The organism is Neobacillus sp. D3-1R, assembly GCF_052180215.1.
Taxonomy (GTDB): Bacteria; Bacillota; Bacilli; order Bacillales; family Cytobacillaceae; genus Pseudoneobacillus.
The window spans coordinates 4,330,593-4,349,514 of sequence record NZ_CP197471.1; the positions used below are offsets into that span (position 1 = coordinate 4,330,593).

12 protein-coding genes, 24 tRNA genes and 3 rRNA genes are annotated in these 18,922 nt (G+C 43.0%); 2 read left to right on the top strand and 37 right to left on the bottom strand.

The features are described 5' to 3' along the window. Positions 1 to 7: 7 nt before the first annotated feature. A complete protein-coding gene (locus ACSBPO_RS21690) occupies positions 8 to 871 on the bottom strand; it encodes a Cof-type HAD-IIB family hydrolase (RefSeq protein WP_442597050.1) in 864 nt (287 codons plus the stop codon). Positions 872 to 1,080: 209 nt separating this feature from the next. Further along, positions 1,081 to 1,581: a GNAT family N-acetyltransferase gene (locus ACSBPO_RS21695; RefSeq protein ID WP_442597052.1), complete on the bottom strand. Its 501-nt coding sequence runs from the start codon at positions 1,579 to 1,581 to the stop codon at positions 1,081 to 1,083. 126 nt (positions 1,582 to 1,707) lie between these two features. Here ACSBPO_RS21695 and ACSBPO_RS21700 point away from each other — a divergent pair, with 126 nt between their 5' ends. Continuing rightward, the gene (locus ACSBPO_RS21700; RefSeq protein ID WP_442597054.1) at positions 1,708 to 1,842 is read left to right on the top strand and encodes a hypothetical protein; all 135 of its coding nucleotides are present in this window, start codon (positions 1,708 to 1,710) and stop codon (positions 1,840 to 1,842) included. Between the two features lie 170 nt (positions 1,843 to 2,012). Here ACSBPO_RS21700 and ACSBPO_RS21705 read toward each other — a convergent pair whose 3' ends face one another. Further along, positions 2,013 to 2,225, bottom strand: a complete 213-nt coding sequence (locus tag ACSBPO_RS21705; protein ID WP_442597056.1) for a hypothetical protein — start codon at positions 2,223 to 2,225, stop codon at positions 2,013 to 2,015. A gap of 32 nt (positions 2,226 to 2,257) precedes the next feature. Beyond that, positions 2,258 to 2,389, bottom strand: coding sequence for a hypothetical protein (locus tag ACSBPO_RS21710; protein WP_442597058.1), 132 nt, complete (start codon positions 2,387 to 2,389; stop codon positions 2,258 to 2,260). A 187-nt stretch (positions 2,390 to 2,576) separates the two neighbouring features. On the opposite strand from ACSBPO_RS21710, the gene ACSBPO_RS21715 reads away from it, so the two are divergent. Continuing rightward, the gene (locus ACSBPO_RS21715) at positions 2,577 to 3,863 is read left to right on the top strand and encodes a short-chain fatty acid transporter (protein ID WP_442600425.1); all 1,287 of its coding nucleotides are present in this window, start codon (positions 2,577 to 2,579) and stop codon (positions 3,861 to 3,863) included. Between the two features lie 45 nt (positions 3,864 to 3,908). Here the strand turns inward: ACSBPO_RS21715 and ACSBPO_RS21720 are convergent, their stop codons facing one another. The 33 genes from ACSBPO_RS21720 to ACSBPO_RS21880 form a co-directional block, all read right to left on the bottom strand. Further along, positions 3,909 to 4,910, bottom strand: a complete 1,002-nt coding sequence (locus tag ACSBPO_RS21720; protein WP_442597060.1) for an ABC transporter ATP-binding protein — start codon at positions 4,908 to 4,910, stop codon at positions 3,909 to 3,911. A 96-nt stretch (positions 4,911 to 5,006) separates the two neighbouring features. Further along, complete coding sequence (locus ACSBPO_RS21725; RefSeq protein ID WP_442597062.1) at positions 5,007 to 5,816, bottom strand: ABC transporter permease; 810 nt, start codon at positions 5,814 to 5,816, stop codon at positions 5,007 to 5,009. Between the two features lie 2 nt (positions 5,817 to 5,818). Beyond that, a complete protein-coding gene (locus ACSBPO_RS21730; RefSeq protein WP_442597064.1) occupies positions 5,819 to 6,622 on the bottom strand; it encodes an ABC transporter permease in 804 nt (267 codons plus the stop codon). 283 nt (positions 6,623 to 6,905) lie between these two features. Beyond that, positions 6,906 to 7,361 (bottom strand): hypothetical protein, encoded by a 456-nt coding sequence (locus tag ACSBPO_RS21735; protein WP_442600426.1) that lies wholly within the window; start codon positions 7,359 to 7,361, stop codon positions 6,906 to 6,908. Positions 7,362 to 7,922: 561 nt separating this feature from the next. Then, complete coding sequence (locus tag ACSBPO_RS21740) at positions 7,923 to 9,017, bottom strand: PRK06851 family protein (protein ID WP_442597066.1); 1,095 nt, start codon at positions 9,015 to 9,017, stop codon at positions 7,923 to 7,925. Positions 9,018 to 9,226: 209 nt separating this feature from the next. After that, positions 9,227 to 9,300, bottom strand: a tRNA-Arg gene (locus ACSBPO_RS21745). A gap of 7 nt (positions 9,301 to 9,307) precedes the next feature. Next, positions 9,308 to 9,398: transfer RNA gene (locus ACSBPO_RS21750), tRNA-Ser, on the bottom strand. A gap of 12 nt (positions 9,399 to 9,410) precedes the next feature. After that, a tRNA-Asn gene (locus ACSBPO_RS21755) sits at positions 9,411 to 9,485 on the bottom strand. Between the two features lie 9 nt (positions 9,486 to 9,494). Further along, a tRNA-Ile gene (locus tag ACSBPO_RS21760) sits at positions 9,495 to 9,571 on the bottom strand. 10 nt (positions 9,572 to 9,581) lie between these two features. Beyond that, positions 9,582 to 9,655 (bottom strand) — tRNA-Gly (locus tag ACSBPO_RS21765). Positions 9,656 to 9,668: 13 nt separating this feature from the next. Continuing rightward, positions 9,669 to 9,742: transfer RNA gene (locus ACSBPO_RS21770), tRNA-Cys, on the bottom strand. 7 nt (positions 9,743 to 9,749) lie between these two features. Beyond that, positions 9,750 to 9,824, bottom strand: a tRNA-Gln gene (locus ACSBPO_RS21775). 16 nt (positions 9,825 to 9,840) lie between these two features. Further along, positions 9,841 to 9,916 (bottom strand) — tRNA-His (locus ACSBPO_RS21780). A 67-nt stretch (positions 9,917 to 9,983) separates the two neighbouring features. Next, positions 9,984 to 10,067: transfer RNA gene (locus ACSBPO_RS21785), tRNA-Tyr, on the bottom strand. Between the two features lie 16 nt (positions 10,068 to 10,083). After that, a tRNA-Phe gene (locus ACSBPO_RS21790) sits at positions 10,084 to 10,159 on the bottom strand. Between the two features lie 29 nt (positions 10,160 to 10,188). Then, positions 10,189 to 10,264: transfer RNA gene (locus tag ACSBPO_RS21795), tRNA-Asp, on the bottom strand. A gap of 31 nt (positions 10,265 to 10,295) precedes the next feature. After that, positions 10,296 to 10,369, bottom strand: a tRNA-Met gene (locus ACSBPO_RS21800). A 49-nt stretch (positions 10,370 to 10,418) separates the two neighbouring features. Beyond that, a tRNA-Ser gene (locus tag ACSBPO_RS21805) sits at positions 10,419 to 10,511 on the bottom strand. Between the two features lie 39 nt (positions 10,512 to 10,550). Continuing rightward, positions 10,551 to 10,626: transfer RNA gene (locus tag ACSBPO_RS21810), tRNA-Ala, on the bottom strand. Between the two features lie 22 nt (positions 10,627 to 10,648). Beyond that, positions 10,649 to 10,725: transfer RNA gene (locus tag ACSBPO_RS21815), tRNA-Pro, on the bottom strand. 6 nt (positions 10,726 to 10,731) lie between these two features. Next, positions 10,732 to 10,808, bottom strand: a tRNA-Arg gene (locus tag ACSBPO_RS21820). 71 nt (positions 10,809 to 10,879) lie between these two features. Next, a tRNA-Leu gene (locus ACSBPO_RS21825) sits at positions 10,880 to 10,968 on the bottom strand. A 6-nt stretch (positions 10,969 to 10,974) separates the two neighbouring features. Continuing rightward, positions 10,975 to 11,049: transfer RNA gene (locus ACSBPO_RS21830), tRNA-Gly, on the bottom strand. Positions 11,050 to 11,076: 27 nt separating this feature from the next. Continuing rightward, positions 11,077 to 11,161: transfer RNA gene (locus tag ACSBPO_RS21835), tRNA-Leu, on the bottom strand. A gap of 33 nt (positions 11,162 to 11,194) precedes the next feature. Further along, positions 11,195 to 11,270, bottom strand: a tRNA-Lys gene (locus tag ACSBPO_RS21840). A 10-nt stretch (positions 11,271 to 11,280) separates the two neighbouring features. Next, positions 11,281 to 11,353: transfer RNA gene (locus ACSBPO_RS21845), tRNA-Thr, on the bottom strand. 97 nt (positions 11,354 to 11,450) lie between these two features. Beyond that, positions 11,451 to 11,526: transfer RNA gene (locus ACSBPO_RS21850), tRNA-Val, on the bottom strand. A gap of 71 nt (positions 11,527 to 11,597) precedes the next feature. Then, a tRNA-Glu gene (locus tag ACSBPO_RS21855) sits at positions 11,598 to 11,672 on the bottom strand. Positions 11,673 to 11,689: 17 nt separating this feature from the next. Next, positions 11,690 to 11,764 (bottom strand) — tRNA-Asn (locus tag ACSBPO_RS21860). Positions 11,765 to 11,774: 10 nt separating this feature from the next. Continuing rightward, positions 11,775 to 11,890 (bottom strand): 5S ribosomal RNA (gene rrf, locus ACSBPO_RS21865). Positions 11,891 to 11,982: 92 nt separating this feature from the next. Next, a 23S ribosomal RNA gene (locus ACSBPO_RS21870) occupies positions 11,983 to 14,919 on the bottom strand. A 219-nt stretch (positions 14,920 to 15,138) separates the two neighbouring features. Then, positions 15,139 to 16,688, bottom strand: a 16S ribosomal RNA gene (locus ACSBPO_RS21875). The 16S, 23S and 5S rRNA genes sit together here with 24 tRNA genes alongside, the layout of an rRNA operon. A 382-nt stretch (positions 16,689 to 17,070) precedes the next feature. After that, entirely contained in the window at positions 17,071 to 18,738 is a 1,668-nt protein-coding gene (locus ACSBPO_RS21880; RefSeq protein ID WP_442597068.1) for a glycoside hydrolase family 13 protein, read from the bottom strand. Between the last annotated feature and the right edge of the window lie 184 nt (positions 18,739 to 18,922).

The window sequence follows — 18,922 nt, forward strand, 5'->3', positions numbered from 1 at the left end:
ACTCTCCTTATTCAACTTCCATTGCTTCCATAATTGCCTTTCCAACGCCGCTTTCTTCATTCGTTGCGGCAACAAAATCACACATCGCCTTGATTTCATCAACCGCATTTCCCATTGCCACCGAACGGCCTACCCGTTGGAACATGGAAACATCATTAAAGTTATCACCGATGGCCATCGTTTCCTCCAGTGATATCCCTCTTTTTTCTACAAATTGCTCTAAGGCTACTCCTTTTTGAGCTTGGCTGCTATTAATTTCAAGATTGCCTTTTGCGGAAGAACTAATCGCAATCTGCGGGAATTCAGCCAACGTCTTACTCGCAGCATCTAATCTATCCATATCAAAGGAAAAAGCAAGCAGCTTTAAGATTTTATGTTCTTCTCCTTGAAAAAGTTCATCATAATTGTCAACGACATGAATATGACCCTCTTCAAAACGATCCTTTGCCGCTTTACTTACAAATTCTCGGTCCGAATCGGGATTGATGCTTAAAAAGATATCGACAATCAGAGCAAGGCCCTTCTCACGATCATTTGTATACGTTCCATGATTGGTATAAACCTCAAAATAAACATCAAGCTCATTGAGTAATTTCGCAATATCAATGGCTTCGGTTTTACTAATCGGATTTTCTCCAATAATTTCGCCATCTTTTGTCCGAATTTCAGCCCCGTTTGCAAGAATCATCGGGCATTCTAGCCCCGCATCCGCTAACACAAATGCTGCTTCCTGATAGGACCTTCCTGTCGCCACGACCACTTCTATCCCTTTTGCTTGTGCGGCTAGGATCGCTTTTTTATTTTCCTCACTAATAATATGAGCACTCGATACAAGTGTCCCATCCATATCTGTTGCTATACATTTAATCATGCTGTCACCTTCTCTTAGAACCTAAAGTGTTCTATTCATTTTTCGTCCAATTCTTTTAAAAATATACGCTAAAAAGAGAACTATAACCTTAACACAATTTACACATTTTCCCCGTTAAATTCAAGTATGATGTCATTTTTTGAATTTCCAAATTAATGCTTAAAAGGGATGAGCAGCCTCATCCCTTTTTTAATGGTCAAGTCATATTTCTAAACAGAAGCTTGAGTTTTCTTCATTTCAAACGTTTGACTAATCACTTCGATGTCATCTTCCATATGTAGTTCTTCTTCAAACTCGATGTTAAATTGTTTATAAATTTTCTTCCAAAAGAAAACAGCCTTTTTATTATTGACCATCTGCTCAATAAAATAGACTCCCTGCTTTTCTTCAAATAATTGCTCTAATACTTTCTCACCATAACCTTTTCCGCGGTAGCGACTATAAATGAAAAAGTCATTGATACAATAATCAACTTGTTTCATCAAAGGTTTCTCTAATAATAGAAAAAAGCCAATTAATTCTGCTCCATCCTTTATGAGATAAGGACTTATCCCTTCTTTTTCCCAAAATAGATGAAAGGAATCAAATTCAAAAGCGCCTTCTTCATTTGTCGTTAATGTCGGATTATAAGCTGATAAATCATGAAGATAAAAAGAATATAAGGTTTTTAACAGAGCTTTGTCCTCTATCGTTGCTTTCATTAGTTCCATCTGTCTGTTCTCCTTCACTTTGTCATAAATTGTAATTCTCTTTCTTTTGGAAAACTCCTCTTTTTACATACAAACTAGGCAATTTAGACAAAATAGAGGTGAACATGAATAAAGGGGGCGAAAAACATGACAAAGAAGTTTAATAAAGGGAGCAAAAATCAAAACTCTCCTAAAAACCACGGAACTGGTTTTGTAAGCGGTGATAATAGTAAAGGTAACAGACACAACAAAGATCAAAATGATAAAACAGATGTAGACTAATATTGAAAAAGTCGGCTCTTAAAAAAAGCCGACTTTTTCTATTTTATAGATAAGCCAATTGTGACAAAGTCGGAAACATTTGTGAACTAGACGGATATCTCCTCAAAAAAGTCGGATAACTCGTCTCCAAAGTCGGATAACTAACCGAAAAAAACGGATAACGCTATATTTTATTGATCATCACTATTAATTCTTAAGGACGGAACCCCACTGTACACATATGTCGGGTTTCTTTCTGAGTGATCGTCTCTGTAAAACGCATTCTGCAGCTCTAGATTTGTATCTGAAATACTCATTTTGGAGCTTGGTTCATGAATTTCCTTTACTTCAAAAAATTTATTCATTTCCATGTTTGCATCTGTCGTACTCATTTTTTTATCCAAAAAAATCACTCCTGTATGAAAAAGACTTTACCCTATTTTTTATTTTGAAACTTCAATCTTGCCTCTGCTTCACTCATATTGGGGTTCGTTCTACCCTTACTATTCGCTAATGCCTTTTTTAACTCCTGACTTGTTTCCCCTGGGGTATTATATTTCTTATCCATTTTTCTACCTCCTTTTCCTTAGTATGATTCGTCCTCTAGCCCTTATTCGAAAGATGGACAATCCGATAATATTTTCAGAAAAGAAGGAATATATTGAATAATGTAGAATACTAAAATTGGGTGGATTTACCAATAAACAAAGGGGGCTAATGGATTGAAAGCAGTCGTATCTTTCTTTAATCGGGTCATGCAACGCTATCTGCCAGACCCATTCTTATTTGTTATTATTTTAACATTTGTTGTATTTGGATTAGGGCTTATTTTTACCGATAATGGACCTTATCAAATGGTTCAGCATTGGGGAACTGGTTTTTGGGGACTTTTAACGTTTTCGATGCAAATGGTGCTTGTTTTGGTGACAGGACATGTTTTAGCTAGCAGTGCCATTTTTAAAAAGGGATTAGGGGCACTCGCTAGTCTTTCAAAAACGCCAGGGCAAGCGATCATTTACGTAACGGTCGTATCTGTTATTGCTAGCTGGATTAACTGGGGATTCGGTCTTGTGATCGGGGCACTTTTTGCAAAAGAACTAGCTAAAAAAGTGCAAAATGTCGATTACAGACTGTTAATCGCGAGCGCTTACAGCGGATTCATTGTGTGGCATGGAGGAATTTCTGGATCTGTTCCATTAACCATTGCAACAAAGGGTCATTTTTCGGAAGCGATGATTGGCATTATTCCAACAAATGAAACGATATTCGCCACCTTTAATGTGGTAATTGTTATTGCTCTACTTATCGTCTTACCGGTTATTAACCGTCTTATGATGCCTACTAAAGACCAAACCGTTACAGTAGATCCAGCGTTACTTGAGGAAAATAACTTCCAAGCCGCTGCATTAGAAGGAAAAATGACTCCAGCTGAACGTCTGGAGAACAGCAAAATTGTCTCTTTCCTTATCGGTATTTTCGGTCTTGTCTTTTTATTTTATTATTTTGCTACCAACGGGTTTAAATTGAACTTAGATATCGTTAACTTCCTATTTTTATTCTTAGGAATTCTCTTCCACGGTACACCGAAAAACTTCCTTGATGCCGTATTAAATGCGGTTAAAGGAGCAAGTGGCATTATTATTCAATTCCCATTCTATGCAGGGATTATGGGAATGATGGTCACTTCAGGCTTAGCTGCTGTGATGTCTGAAGCGTTCGTATCAATCTCAAATGAGTTTACTTTCCCATTATTTACATTCCTAAGTGCGGGGCTTGTGAATATCTTTGTTCCATCTGGTGGCGGTCAGTGGGCCGTTCAAGCTCCTGTCATGCTAGAAGCCGCACAAGCCTTAAATGTCTCGATTCCAAAGACCGCTATGGCTGTCGCTTGGGGTGACGCTTGGACGAACTTAATTCAGCCGTTCTGGGCCCTTCCAGCATTAGCTATCGCAGGCTTAAAGGCAAAAGATATTATGGGCTACTGCGTTTTAGTTTTATTCGTAAGTGGAGTGGTCATTTCACTAGGGTTGTTATTCTTTTAAAAATAAGAAAGGGTTTCCGCGTCACATACAGCGGAAACCCTTTTTTTATACCGTCACCGTCTCTTGTTCAAAGCCTTCCTGGTAAATTCGGCTAATAATCGATTCAATTTCTGGCTCTTCTACCGTTAAATCTTTAATATTGTGTTGCTGGGTTATTCGCCCAATCAACTCCGAAGCAGAAATCTCATCACGATTAAAACGCAGCCAAATTCGGTTGCTTTCCTGCTTAAACACTTCTGCCCCTGCAATATCGAACTTTGCCTCGCTGTTTTCTACGTCAACAACCAGTGTTCTAATTTTTCCAAATCGTTCTTTAACCGCCATGATATCGCCGTCATACACCTTTTGACCATGATCGATCAGGACCATTCGGTTACAAAGCTTCTCAATGTCTTCCATATCATGCGTGGTTAAAATAACCGTTACCTTGCGATCGCGGTTAATTTCTTGTATAAAGGTACGCATCTTTTCCTTGGCAACTACATCGAGACCTATGGTTGGTTCATCCAAAAATAAAATTGGCGGATCATGAAGCAATGAAGCCGCAATATCTGCTCTCATCCGTTGTCCCAATGAAAGCTGGCGGACAGGTGTATTTAAAAATTCATCTAGTCCTAATATCTCTTGGAATATATCCATATTTTGTATGTAGCGTTCGTTACTAACCTTATAAATTTCTTTTAATAACTCAAAGGATTCAATCGTCGGCAAGTCCCACCAAAGCTGTGTTCGTTGTCCAAAAACCACTCCAATATTTTGCGCGTTCTTCTGACGTTCCTCATAAGGAACAATTCCATTAACCTTAATTGTTCCACTTGACGGTACTAGTATTCCTGTTAGCATTTTAATCGTCGTTGATTTTCCAGCCCCATTTGGTCCGATATAACCAACCATTTCCCCTTGTTCAATCGAAAAACTAATATCCTTTACCGCCTCTTTTTTAATAAACTCTCGCTTAAACAAACTTCTCATACTGTCTAAGAAGCCAGTCTCACGTTTTGCCACCATAAAATCCTTATTTAAATGCTCTACCTCGATGATTGGCATTCTACTTCCCCCTCTATAGGTGACAGGCACTACCCGAAATTTGTCGAAAAACTCAACGAAAATGACGTGATGCCTGTCACCCTTTCTTTCTCTTTTCTACGACCCCGTACTCTTATATCTACTTAATCCCGCCATCCAAAACCAATAGGCTAATAAAAAGAAGACTAATCCTACTAATGGTGAAAGGTAGCCGATATAATCAGGAAAGTATGGCGTTTCTTTTTCTAATAGAACGGTTGATGGAAAATAATTAACGAACCCAAATGGAATAATAAACGCGGTAATCATTTGGACAACCTTAGGGTAAATCACTAATGGATAATTGGTTAAATTACGTGCTGGATACATGGCCACCCAGTAAAACTGCTCGGATTTGGTCGTCCAAAAGGCAAGTGCCGAAATGATAACAAGCATACCACCTTGAATTAAAACTCCGCCGATAATGGTAGCAATTAAAAACAATACCTTAGCTGCGGTCCACTGAATATCAATGACAGAGCTCACCCAAAGAAACACAACCACTGAGAATACAAACTGGCCAACAGCACCGATATCAAATTTCATCGACATGAAATGAAAAAAGGGATGAATGGGACGAACAAGAAAACGGTCAAACGTCCCATTTACAATATACGTATCTAAACTCTTAAAATGAAAAAATAGCATCACACAGAAACCCCATGATACGACAGCCAATGCCAGTAAAAACAACATTTCATAAAAGGTCCAATCCCCTAGGGCATCAAAGCGATAGAGCATCACCCACATCGTGGCCGCCATCCCGGCATAAGCGGTGAGTAAACCTATGATTCTCATAACGAATGCAAAGCGATATTGAAGCTGAGCCCGTACACCGGCAGCTACCAGCTTAAAATATAATGGTAAATAACTTATTGCGGTCCTCAAGCTTAACCCCCCTGTACAATGACTTTTTGAGATGCTTTATGCCACACAAATCGTAATATTCCATAACAAACTGCCAGCCAAAATAACTGAATCGCAATGGAAAAAGCAATTTCTACACCTGTTATCTTGCCGATGAAAATGGATGTTGGAATAAAATAGATTCCTTGAAACGGCATGTAAATGGCTAATTTTTCAAGCCAATCTGGGAAAAACCAAAGCGGTATCACTGACCCTGATAGCAATGACATCGCAAAATAAAAAATATCTACGATTCCACCTGTTTCCACTAAAAAGAAGGATAGAAAACTAAAGGACATTTCAATACAATATCGAATCAGAAATCCAATCATCGCTGCCACTAAAAAAAGCAACCACGTTTCCCAAGATGTTGGCAAGGTTAGATCAATAAACAAAAAGACTAAGACGTACACCGGCAACAAAGCAAATAGGAAGTAAAAAGCGACACTGCCGAAATCCGCAAATAAATAACGGAGAGGCACATCAAACGGCCTCATCAATTCCAAAGCAATATCACCAGTTCGAACCTTCTCTTGCATGTCCCAGAGCGGCGTTCCTGCTCCGTTTATTCCTGATAAAAATTGATTGACGACGATATAGGTTAACATGGCCGCAAAACTTACTCCGCCCGCTTCCTCTTTCCCTGCATATAAAGCAGTCCAAATCGAACCCCACATCAATAAGAAAATGAGGTTATATCCCATTCGTGAAAACACATCAAAACGATAGACAGCTGAACGGAGAAAAGCCTTTTTCGTAAACGTCCAATACATTTTTAGATTTAACATAATTCACCCGCAACTAAAATTGTGATTTTTTTGACTATTATATATATTAACATATTTTTACTTTAATTAAAGAAAATTAGAAAAGCGCAAGCGCCTTGGTAAGACCCGACAAGCAAATGTTCTCTCGCGTAAGAAGTCTGAACTTTGACTTCTTACGCGAGAGGTTATTTGACCTCGAGGGGCTAGGCGCTGGAGCTAGACAATTTTCGAAGTCCCAAAAAGTTATACTTTCTTACCTATTGAAAAATGGTCTGTTACCACTATGGATAACAGACCATTTTTTTTAAAAACATTGGAAAGATTGTATCTGATTTAAATTAATTCCATAATAAACCCAGCCTTGCCTTCTTCTCCATCTCCAACCAGCCACGGATGTTCTTCCTACAAAGGTAGGGAAATACCAAAAACTGCGGCCATTATTTAACCAAATGAACGTATTTCGGTATAAGCATCTGCGGATTCCGCCTGGATCAACGGCGAATAAAGATGCCTGACTTTGTTGCGGTGTAAAAGCTGGAGGTGGACTTGTTGGAGCTCCTTGTTGTTGTTGGCCACCGCCTGGCTGACCGCCCGGGAAACCTGGCTGTTGTCCTGGTGGGAAGCCCGGTTGTCCTCCAGGGAAACCACCTGGGCCGCCGGGGAATCCTCCGGAACCACCTGGAAATCCTCCTGGGCCACCGCCTGGGAATCGAAATCCGGGTTGTGACGGAAACTGACTTGGCTGTCCAAAAGGCGGCATTTGAGATTGATTCCCACCAAAGAATGGGAAATTAGAAAATTGACGATAATCCAAGGCATAATCCTCCTTTTTATTCCTTTTCTTCCCTGTAATGTATGCAAAAAGCCTAGATGGGTGCGTAAATTCTTAAATAACTGGTAGTTTCCTACTATTTTCAATAGATTAGAAGCCTTCTATAAGGCAATAAATAAATTTATCAAGCCTTTTCGGATTTATATCTGACTAAATTGGTAATATAACTGAAGAATTTTCTTACTTTGACACAATATGCACGTCTTTCGAAAAGAAATGTTCGAGTTTTTATAAATTTATGCTCGACTTTCCAAAGGAAATGCTCGAGTTTTAAATTTTATGCTCGACTTTCCAAAGGAAATGCTCGAGTTTTAAATTTTATGCTCGACTTTCCAAAGGAAATGCTCGAGTTTTAAATTTTATGCTCGACTTTCCAAGGGTAATGCTCGAGTTTTCATCCCCAAATCAGATTGGAGCTGATTGAATCAATTAGCCTTTCAATCGTGATAAAAAAAGCAGAGCCCAGTTGGGACCCTGCTATATGATGTATTATTTTTCAGCCAGCTTCAAAATTTCATTTTGGATTTTTTGTTGGATCTCTTCTACTTTTCCAAAGTCCATTGCATTGATATAAATTTCTTCTAAATCATCGTGCAATGCCTTGGCATTGGTTAAGAAGGATGTAGCTTCAGTCATTTTATCCTTATATCGTTTAGCGATATCAGCTAAATCCTCTGCAAAAATATCATCAGTTCCTGGTGCAATTAAGGATTCATACATGTCAATAATTTCATCTGAACTATTACTTGGGAAATATTCATGTGGTGCTGTGCTATCAAATATAGCAAAACCAATCTCTCTTACAATTACCATATCAAGGCTGTTAGGATCGAATCCGCAGTGGTACACCTCGACATCAAAGCCTCTTTCTTCCGCAGCAGTTGCTAACTTTTTCAACATAGTAGATTTTCCAGAGCCAGGACGGCCTTTAATAAAATAACGTTTTGCTACATCTTCAGTTAGATTTGGAACATAATCTACTGCTCCTTTTGGAGTAGCTGCTCCTAAGAAACGATGTCTAACGTCTGCCTTTTTATGCAATCGCATTTTCCCAAAAAGTTTTTCTATTAAGCTATCTGTGAGGTCATTCGCTTTTTCAAAGTCCATGCTATTAATATAAATTTTTTCCCACTCATCATGGATTTTTAACGCTTCTGCAAACGTTGAATAAGCCGTTTGGAAAGACTCTGAAATCTTCCCGCTAATTTTTAATATATTGTCTTTTTTTAGTTTTAATTTGCTAGCATCCCAAGCTTCACCTAAATTTATATACTCCTCAATAGCTCCTGGAGCAGTTGGTTCAATCACATGAGGGGCCGTACCATCCACAATACCAACATTTAATCCCTTGATAATTACACCATCAATGGAATCATTATCAGAAGAACAATGTAAAAGCTCAATATCAAAGCCTCTTTTCATCCACTCATTGCCTACTTTTTTCATTAGAGATGATTTTCCCGTTCCAGGTCCACCTTTTAAAATGAATAATCGATCTAACCCTTGTAAGTTAGAGTTGTAGAGATTATGGAAACCGCGTGCCGTGTTTCCTCCTGCATAATAGTTTAAAATTTTACCTGCCACGTTCAACACTCCTTTTCTGTGACATTGTCATCACTTCACAAACTATGTTATGCATGAAGTAAATATAGGTGAATGCCTATTTTTTACAAAGTTAATGCATACCGATTTCTAAGAACTTGAATAACGGCAAAAAAACAGCATCGTAAAGGATGCTGTTTCTTAAATCTTTAATCATTTATTTTTATGTATGAGACGTTAAAAGTTGTTTACGCGCCTTAGAGGATTCGAACCTCTGACCGTACGCTTAGAAGGCGTATGCTCTATCCAGCTGAGCTAAAGGCGCAATTTTATGGCGGAGAAGGAGGGATTTGAACCCTCGCGCCGGTTACCCGACCTACACCCTTAGCAGGGGCGCCTCTTCAGCCTCTTGAGTACTTCCCCAAATAAAAAAAATGGCTCCGCAGGTAGGACTCGAACCTACGACCGTTCGGTTAACAGCCGAATGCTCTACCACTGAGCTACTGCGGAACAATTTTATGGTGGGCCTAAATGGACTCGAACCATCGACCTCACGCTTATCAGGCGTGCGCTCTAACCAGCTGAGCTATAGGCCCCTATTAAAATTGGAGCGGGTGATGGGAATCGAACCCACGACATCAGCTTGGAAGGCTGAGGTTTTACCATTAAACTACACCCGCATATATTAAAATTTGGAGGCAACACCCGGATTTGAACCGGGGATAAAGGTTTTGCAGACCTCTGCCTTACCACTTGGCTATGCTGCCTTAAGGTTGGCTGGGCTAGCTGGATTTGAACCAACGCATGTCGCAGTCAAAGTGCGATGCCTTACCGCTTGGCTATAGCCCAATCATATTAGTTAAAATGGGGCGATTGACGGGAATCGAACCCGCGAGTACCAGAGCCACAATCTGGCGTGTTAACCACTTCACCACAACCGCCATTATAAATAGTTTATTTTCATTAACGCAAAAAAAGCCATAATTATTTTGCTATCACAAAAATACATGGTGGAGGGGGACGGATTCGAACCGCCGAACCCAAAGGAGCGGATTTACAGTCCGCCGCGTTTAGCCACTTCGCTACCCCTCCATAAAATATGGAAAAATGGTGGCTCAGGACGGAATCGAACCGCCGACACAAGGATTTTCAGTCCTTTGCTCTACCGACTGAGCTACTGAGCCAATATATTAATTTCTATCAAAAATATAAATGGCGGTCCCGACGGGAATCGAACCCGCGATCTCCTGCGTGACAGGCAGGCATGTTAACCGCTACACCACGGGACCATAGATACATTTTACTTAAAAAAATGGATTATTGCGGGGGCAGGATTTGAACCTGCGACCTTCGGGTTATGAGCCCGACGAGCTACCGGGCTGCTCCACCCCGCGTCGATAATAATATATTTCGCTTTATACATGCACCATTTTAAAATAAATATGGCGGAGGAAGAGGGATTCGAACCCCCGCGCGGTTTAACCCGCCTGTCGGTTTTCAAGACCGATCCCTTCAGCCGGACTTGGGTATTCCTCCGTAATATTAAGGACAGTTATTTTTCTATCGAAAAATATTTGGTGGAGTCTAGGGGGATCGAACCCCTGACCTCCTGCGTGCAAGGCAGGCGCTCTCCCAGCTGAGCTAAGACCCCAGGATAGTTATAATTAAATTAGTGGTCGGGAAGACAGGATTCGAACCTGCGACCCCTTGGTCCCAAACCAAGTGCTCTACCAAGCTGAGCTACTTCCCGTAAATATGGCGCGCCCGAAAGGAGTCGAACCCATAACCTTCTGATCCGTAGTCAGACGCTCTATCCAATTGAGCTACGGGCGCATTTTATTCTCATCTTTTCTTATCTATTAAAAGATTTAAGGAAAGTTCTTTTCGCTATCGCGAAAAAACTTTGGTGCCGAGGACCGGAATCGAACCGGTACGGTAGTCACCTACCGCAGGATTTTAAGTCCTGTGCGTCTGCCAGTTCCGCCACCCCGGCATTTGTTGGAGCGGAAGACGGGATTCGAACCCGCGACCCCCACCTTGGCAAGGTGGTGTTCTACCACTGAACTACTTCCGCGCACATTTTTCGCTATGAAAAAAAACATGGTGCGGGTGAAGGGAGTCGAACCCCCACGCCTTGCGGCGCCAGATCCTAAGTCTGGTGCGTCTGCCAATTCCGCCACACCCGCATATGATAATTTCCTTTACTATCGTAAAAAATCTGGTGAGCCATGAAGGACTCGAACCTTCGACCCTCTGATTAAAAGTCAGATGCTCTACCGACTGAGCTAATGGCTCCAATAAAAAATGCCGGCGAGAGGACTTGAACCCCCAACCTACTGATTACAAGTCAGTTGCTCTACCAATTGAGCTACACCGGCATAATATAAGCTAATCTTCAATATCATAATTTTAAGGAAAGTTCTTTTCGCTCTCGCGAAATTAAGAATAGATCTTTTTACTATCGTAAAAAATCTATGGTGGAGGATGACGGGATCGAACCGCCGACCCTCTGCTTGTAAGGCAGATGCTCTCCCAGCTGAGCTAATCCTCCAAAATAATAAGGAACTTTCTTTTCGCTGTCGCGATTTAATGAAACTTCTTTTCACTATCGTGAAAAAAGATTGGTGACCCATACGGGATTCGAACCCGTGTTACCGCCGTGAAAGGGCGGTGTCTTAACCGCTTGACCAATGGGCCATATTAAACTGTTTATATGGCTCCGCAGGTAGGACTCGAACCTACGACCGTTCGGTTAACAGCCGAATGCTCTACCACTGAGCTACTGCGGAACAATATTATGCCTGGCGACGTCCTACTCTCACAGGAGGAATCCTCCAACTACCATCGGCGCTGAGAAGCTTAACTTCCGTGTTCGGTATGGGAACGGGTGTGACCTTCTCGCCATCGCCACCAGACTATATTTTGTTGAGGTTTTTGTTCCCTCAAAACTAGATAATGTATTAGAAGAAGTAAAAACGAGTTTGCCTAATTTGGATATCCAAATGTTTTGGTTAAGTCCTCGAACGATTAGTATCAGTCAGCTCCACACGTCACCGCGCTTCCACCTCTGACCTATCAACCTGATCATCTTTCAGGGTTCTTACTAGCTTGCGCTATGGGAAATCTCATCTTGAGGGGGGCTTCATGCTTAGATGCTTTCAGCACTTATCCCGTCCGCACATAGCTACCCAGCGATGCCTTTGGCAAGACAACTGGTACACCAGTGGTGCGTCCATCCCGGTCCTCTCGTACTAAGGACAGCTCCTCTCAAATTTCCTACGCCCACGACGGATAGGGACCGAACTGTCTCACGACGTTCTGAACCCAGCTCGCGTACCGCTTTAATGGGCGAACAGCCCAACCCTTGGGACCGACTACAGCCCCAGGATGCGATGAGCCGACATCGAGGTGCCAAACCTCCCCGTCGATGTGGACTCTTGGGGGAGATAAGCCTGTTATCCCCGGGGTAGCTTTTATCCGTTGAGCGATGGCCCTTCCATGCGGAACCACCGGATCACTAAGCCCGACTTTCGTCCCTGCTCGACTTGTAGGTCTCGCAGTCAAGCTCCCTTGTGCCTTTACACTCTACGAATGATTTCCAACCATTCTGAGGGAACCTTTGGGCGCCTCCGTTACTCTTTAGGAGGCGACCGCCCCAGTCAAACTGCCCACCTGACACTGTCTCCCACCCCGATAGAGGGGTGCGGGTTAGAATTTCAATACAGCCAGGGTAGTATCCCACCGACGCCTCCACCGAAGCTGGCGCTCCGGCTTCTCAGGCTCCTACCTATCCTGTACAAGCTGTACCAAAATTCAATATCAGGCTACAGTAAAGCTCCACGGGGTCTTTCCGTCCTGTCGCGGGTAACCTGCATCTTCACAGGTACTATAATTTCACCGAGTCTCTCGTTGAGACAGTGCCCAGATCGTTACGCCTTTCGTGCGGGTCGGAACTTACCCGACAAGGAATTTCGCTACCTTAGGACCGTTATAGTTACGGCCGCCGTTTACTGGGGCTTCGATTCAGAGCTTCGCTTGCGCTAACCCCTCCTCTTAACCTTCCAGCACCGGGCAGGCGTCAGCCCCTATACTTCGCCTTACGGCTTCGCAGAGACCTGTGTTTTTGCTAAACAGTCGCCTGGGCCTATTCACTGCGGCTTTTCGAGGCTATTCACCCCAAAAAGCACCCCTTCTCCCGAAGTTACGGGGTCATTTTGCCGAGTTCCTTAACGAGAGTTCTCTCGCACACCTTAGGATTCTCTCCTCGCCTACCTGTGTCGGTTTGCGGTACGGGCACCTTTTATCTCGCTAGAGGCTTTTCTTGGCAGCGTGGAATCAGGAACTTCGGTACTATATTTCCCTCGCTATCACAGCTCAGCCTTCACGGTAACGGGATTTGCCTCGTTACCAGCCTAACTGCTTAGACGCACATATCCAACAGTGCGCTTACCCTATCCTTCTGCGTCCCCCCATTGCTCAAACGATAAAGAGGTGGTACAGGAATATCAACCTGTTATCCATCGCCTACGCCTTTCGGCCTCGGCTTAGGTCCCGACTAACCCTGAGCGGACGAGCCTTCCTCAGGAAACCTTAGGCATACGGTGGATGGGATTCTCACCCATCTTTCGCTACTCATACCGGCATTCTCACTTCTAAGCGCTCCACCAGTCCTTACGGTCTAGCTTCAACGCCCTTAGAACGCTCTCCTACCACTGACACCATATGGTGTCAATCCACAGCTTCGGTGTTACGTTTAGCCCCGATACATTTTCGGCGCAGAGTCACTCGACCAGTGAGCTATTACGCACTCTTTAAATGGTGGCTGCTTCTAAGCCAACATCCTGGTTGTCTAAGCAACTCCACATCCTTTTCCACTTAACGTAAACTTTGGGACCTTAGCTGGTGGTCTGGGCTGTTTCCCTTTTGACTACGGATCTTATCACTCGCAGTCTGACTCCCACGGATAAGTCTTTGGCATTCGGAGTTTGTCTGAATTCGGTAACCCGATGAGGGCCCCTAGTCCAAACAGTGCTCTACCTCCAAGACTCTTACTACGTGAGGCTAGCCCTAAAGCTATTTCGGAGAGAACCAGCTATCTCCAAGTTCGATTGGAATTTCTCCGCTACCCACACCTCATCCCCGCACTTTTCAACGTGCGTGGGTTCGGGCCTCCATCCAGTGTTACCTGGACTTCACCCTGGACATGGGTAGATCACCTGGTTTCGGGTCTACGACCACATACTCATTCGCCCTATTCAGACTCGCTTTCGCTGCGGCTCCGTCTTATCAACTTAACCTTGCATGTAATCGTAACTCGCCGGTTCATTCTACAAAAGGCACGCTATCACCCATTAACGGGCTCTAACTACTTGTAGGCACACGGTTTCAGGATCTTTTTCACTCCCCTTCCGGGGTGCTTTTCACCTTTCCCTCACGGTACTGGTTCACTATCGGTCACTAGGGAGTATTTAGCCTTGGGAGATGGTCCTCCCTGCTTCCGACCGGATTTCTCGTGTCCGGCCGTACTCAGGATCCACTCAGGAGGGAACGAAGTTTCGACTACAGGGTTTTTACCTTCTCTGACCGATCTTTCCAGATCTGTTCATCTACCCCGTTCCTTTGTAACTCCATGTTGAGTGTCCTACAACCCCAAGAGGCAAGCCTCTTGGTTTGGGCTATGTCCCGTTTCGCTCGCCGCTACTCAGGGAATCGCGTTTGCTTTCTCTTCCTCCGGGTACTTAGATGTTTCAGTTCCCCGGGTATGCCATCAGTACCCTATGTATTCAGGTAAAGATACTACTCCATTACGAGCAGTGGGTTTCCCCATTCGGAAATCTCCGGATCAAAGCTTACTTACAGCTCCCCGGAGCATATCGGCGTTAGTCCCGTCCTTCATCGGCTCCTAGTGCCAAGGCATCCACCGTGCGCCCTTATTAACTTAACCTAAAGGTTAATTCTCTTACTATAAAATAAGAGAGAAACTAAAATGGCAATTACTCGGTTTTTACTTGGTTTCTTCTATACGATTATCTAGTTTTCAAGGAACAAGTAGTAGCTACATAAATAGCTACCGAGAGATTGCTCTCTCAAAACTAAACACCAAACAATTAACACCAAAGATTTAAATGTTTTTTTGTGACCAATAGTCACTTATATTCCTTAGAAAGGAGGTGATCCAGCCGCACCTTCCGATACGGCTACCTTGTTACGACTTCACCCCAATCATCTGTCCCACCTTAGGCGGCTGGCTCCTTACGGTTACCCCACCGACTTCGGGTGTTACAAACTCTCGTGGTGTGACGGGCGGTGTGTACAAGGCCCGGGAACGTATTCACCGCGGCATGCTGATCCGCGATTACTAGCGATTCCAGCTTCATGCAGGCGAGTTGCAGCCTGCAATCCGAACTGAGAATGGTTTTATGGGATTCGCTTAACCTCGCGGTCTTGCAGCCCTTTGTACCATCCATTGTAGCACGTGTGTAGCCCAGGTCATAAGGGGCATGATGATTTGACGTCATCCCCACCTTCCTCCGGTTTGTCACCGGCAGTCACCTTAGAGTGCCCAACTGAATGCTGGCAACTAAGATCAAGGGTTGCGCTCGTTGCGGGACTTAACCCAACATCTCACGACACGAGCTGACGACAACCATGCACCACCTGTCACTCTGTCCCCCGAAGGGGAAAGCCCTATCTCTAGGGTTGTCAGAGGATGTCAAGACCTGGTAAGGTTCTTCGCGTTGCTTCGAATTAAACCACATGCTCCACCGCTTGTGCGGGCCCCCGTCAATTCCTTTGAGTTTCAGTCTTGCGACCGTACTCCCCAGGCGGAGTGCTTAATGCGTTAGCTGCAGCACTAAAGGGCGGAAACCCTCTAACACTTAGCACTCATCGTTTACGGCGTGGACTACCAGGGTATCTAATCCTGTTTGCTCCCCACGCTTTCGCGCCTCAGCGTCAGTTACAGACCAGAAAGTCGCCTTCGCCACTGGTGTTCCTCCACATCTCTACGCATTTCACCGCTACACGTGGAATTCCACTTTCCTCTTCTGTACTCAAGTCCCCCAGTTTCCAATGACCCTCCACGGTTGAGCCGTGGGCTTTCACATCAGACTTAAAGGACCGCCTGCGCGCGCTTTACGCCCAATAATTCCGGACAACGCTTGCCACCTACGTATTACCGCGGCTGCTGGCACGTAGTTAGCCGTGGCTTTCTGGTTAGGTACCGTCAAGGTACCGGCAGTTACTCCGGTACTTGTTCTTCCCTAACAACAGAGCTTTACGACCCGAAGGCCTTCATCGCTCACGCGGCGTTGCTCCGTCAGACTTTCGTCCATTGCGGAAGATTCCCTACTGCTGCCTCCCGTAGGAGTCTGGGCCGTGTCTCAGTCCCAGTGTGGCCGATCACCCTCTCAGGTCGGCTACGCATCGTCGCCTTGGTGAGCCGTTACCTCACCAACTAGCTAATGCGCCGCGGGCCCATCTGTAAGTGACAGCCGAAACCGTCTTTCAGCTTTCCCTCATGTGAGGAAAAGGATTATCCGGTATTAGCTCCGGTTTCCCGAAGTTATCCCAGTCTTACAGGCAGGTTGCCCACGTGTTACTCACCCGTCCGCCGCTAACCTTCAGGAGCAAGCTCCTAAAGATTCGCTCGACTTGCATGTATTAGGCACGCCGCCAGCGTTCGTCCTGAGCCAGGATCAAACTCTCCAATAAAGTGTTTGATATAGCTCATAAAGTTTACTCTGGCTTTTTTAAAACTTCTATAATAGAAGCCTTACCTTTGTTAATGTTTGGTTGTTTAGTTTTCAAAGAGCAATTTTTCAAGACAGGATATTAATATAACATCTTGCCCTCGGTGTGTCAATCACTTTTCTAAAAAAGCGATATCGCTTTTTTGCGACGAGATTTAATATTACCAAATTCATTTAAAATTATCAAGAACTATTTAAAATGTTTTTGTTAATCACTCGCATCTCTTAGCGACGTTTATTATCATACAATCTTACCAACCATTCGTCAACACCTTTTCAATAAAAAATATTATTTCAATATAATACAAAAGCAAGCACTTTAAATAAGTGCTTGCCCTTAAATACTATTTTAAACGATACACTCTTGTTTCAAACGGTTTAAGATCCAGTATTTCCTCAACTACAGCATCAGTAACTGGATAGTTATTTAATAATAGTTGGTCAGAATCTAATCTGATTCCATTTGTAACAAATTTAGCTGCTTCGTCAGATAAGTTTGCAATGACGATCACTTGATCATCATCCTCACTTGTTCTTGTGTAAGCATATACTTGTGTATCTTCCTCTTGTAACAAATCATATATTCCATACGTAAAGACGTCGTTCTCTTTTTTTAGACGAATCATCTTCTTATAAAAATGAAGAATGGAATTTGGATCTTGTTCTTGTTTTTCAACATTAATTTCCTTGAAGTTCGGATTTACCTTCATCCATGGAGTTCCTGTTGTAAAACCAGCATTCACTTCATCAGACCATTGCATCGGTGTACGGCTGTTATCACGGGAAGAAGCCCAAATAACTTCCATAATGTTTTGATGTGATACACCAGCTTCTCTTCTTAAACGGTACATATTTTTCAAAGCTACATCATCATAATCATCAATAGAAGGGAATTGTACATTCGTCATCCCAATTTCTTGACCTTGATAAATAAACGGTGTGCCTTGCATTAAGAAATACATAGCTGCCATAGAGGTCGCACTTTGGTACCAGTACTCGTCGTCATTTCCCCAAGTAGATACGATACGTGGCTTGTCATGATTTTCAATAAAAAGAGCATTCCAACCGTTTCCTTCAAGGCCCTTTTGCCAGCGAGTAAGCGTCTTTTTCAAACCAGCCACATCAAGCTTCTTCTTTTTCTCAGCATCCCAAAGGTCTAAATGTTCAAATTGGAATACCATATTCATTTTTCCTTCTTCTTCGCCTACCCATAGATGAGCATCATGCGTTTTAACGCCGTTCGCTTCCCCAACGGTCATCACATCGTAGTTACCATACGTTTCTTCTTTAAATTCTTTTAAGAATTCATGAATACCTTCTTGATTCATGTGCATTTCGAAAGAAGGAACGTATTTAAGGTTTTTTGGATTTGGCATGTCCGGTAGACCTGGACGTTTTTTAATATGACTAATCGCATCAATGCGGAAGCCATCTATTCCTTTATCCAACCACCATCTCATCATGGCATAAATCGCATGACGTACATTTGGATTCTCCCAGTTTAAATCAGGCTGCTTGGTAGAGAAAATATGCATAAAATACTGATCCGTTACTTCATCATATTTCCAAGCTGAACCACCGAAGATACTTTCCCAGTTGTTTGGCTCAGCGTCGTTTTTCCCGTCACGCCAAATGTACCAATCACGCTTCGGATTGTCTTTTGAAGAGCGAGATTCTACAAACCAAGGGTGCTCATCACTTGAATGATTTGGAACAAGGTCGATGATTAACTTCATTTCGCGCGCATGTACTTCTGATAATAGCTGGTCAAAGTCTGCCATTGTTCCGAAATCTTCCATGATATCTTGATAATCAGAAATATCATACCCATTGTCGTCATTTGGTGATTTGTACATTGGACAAATCCAGATTACATCTATACCAAGGTCTTTTATATAATCCAAACGTGAGATGATTCCTTGTAAATCGCCAATTCCGTCTCCGTTGGAATCTTGAAAGCTGCGTGGATAAATTTGATATCCTACCGCTTCTTTCCACCATATCTTTTTCATAACCATTACCTCATTACTTGTATATTTTCAGTTATTATTCCAAGTGCAATCGATTGCACATTCAAACATATATAGTAGTGTAACGCTTACATTCCCTTTTTTCAATCTTTATCCATTGGAAAAATGAGGATTCAATCCTCAGTTAGTAAATTTTAACAAAAAAAAGAACGGTTAGCACCATTTT

Bases quoted from the DNA above. Each gene is read 5' to 3' on its own strand.
- ACSBPO_RS21700 (WP_442597054.1), top strand. From the start codon at position 1,708: ATGACAAAGAAGTTTAATAAAGGGAGCAAAAATCAAAACTCTCCTAAA.
- ACSBPO_RS21730 (WP_442597064.1), bottom strand. From the start codon at position 6,622: ATGTTAAATCTAAAAATGTATTGGACGTTTACGAAAAAGGCTTTTCTC.
- ACSBPO_RS21710 (WP_442597058.1), bottom strand. From the start codon at position 2,389: ATGGATAAGAAATATAATACCCCAGGGGAAACAAGTCAGGAGTTAAAA.
- ACSBPO_RS21690 (WP_442597050.1), bottom strand. From the start codon at position 871: ATGATTAAATGTATAGCAACAGATATGGATGGGACACTTGTATCGAGT.
- ACSBPO_RS21695 (WP_442597052.1), bottom strand. From the start codon at position 1,581: ATGGAACTAATGAAAGCAACGATAGAGGACAAAGCTCTGTTAAAAACC.
- ACSBPO_RS21880 (WP_442597068.1), bottom strand. From the start codon at position 18,738: ATGAAAAAGATATGGTGGAAAGAAGCGGTAGGATATCAAATTTATCCA.
- ACSBPO_RS21720 (WP_442597060.1), bottom strand. From the start codon at position 4,910: ATGCCAATCATCGAGGTAGAGCATTTAAATAAGGATTTTATGGTGGCA.
- ACSBPO_RS21735 (WP_442600426.1), bottom strand. From the start codon at position 7,361: ATGCCGCCTTTTGGACAGCCAAGTCAGTTTCCGTCACAACCCGGATTT.
- ACSBPO_RS21715 (WP_442600425.1), top strand. From the start codon at position 2,577: ATGCAACGCTATCTGCCAGACCCATTCTTATTTGTTATTATTTTAACA.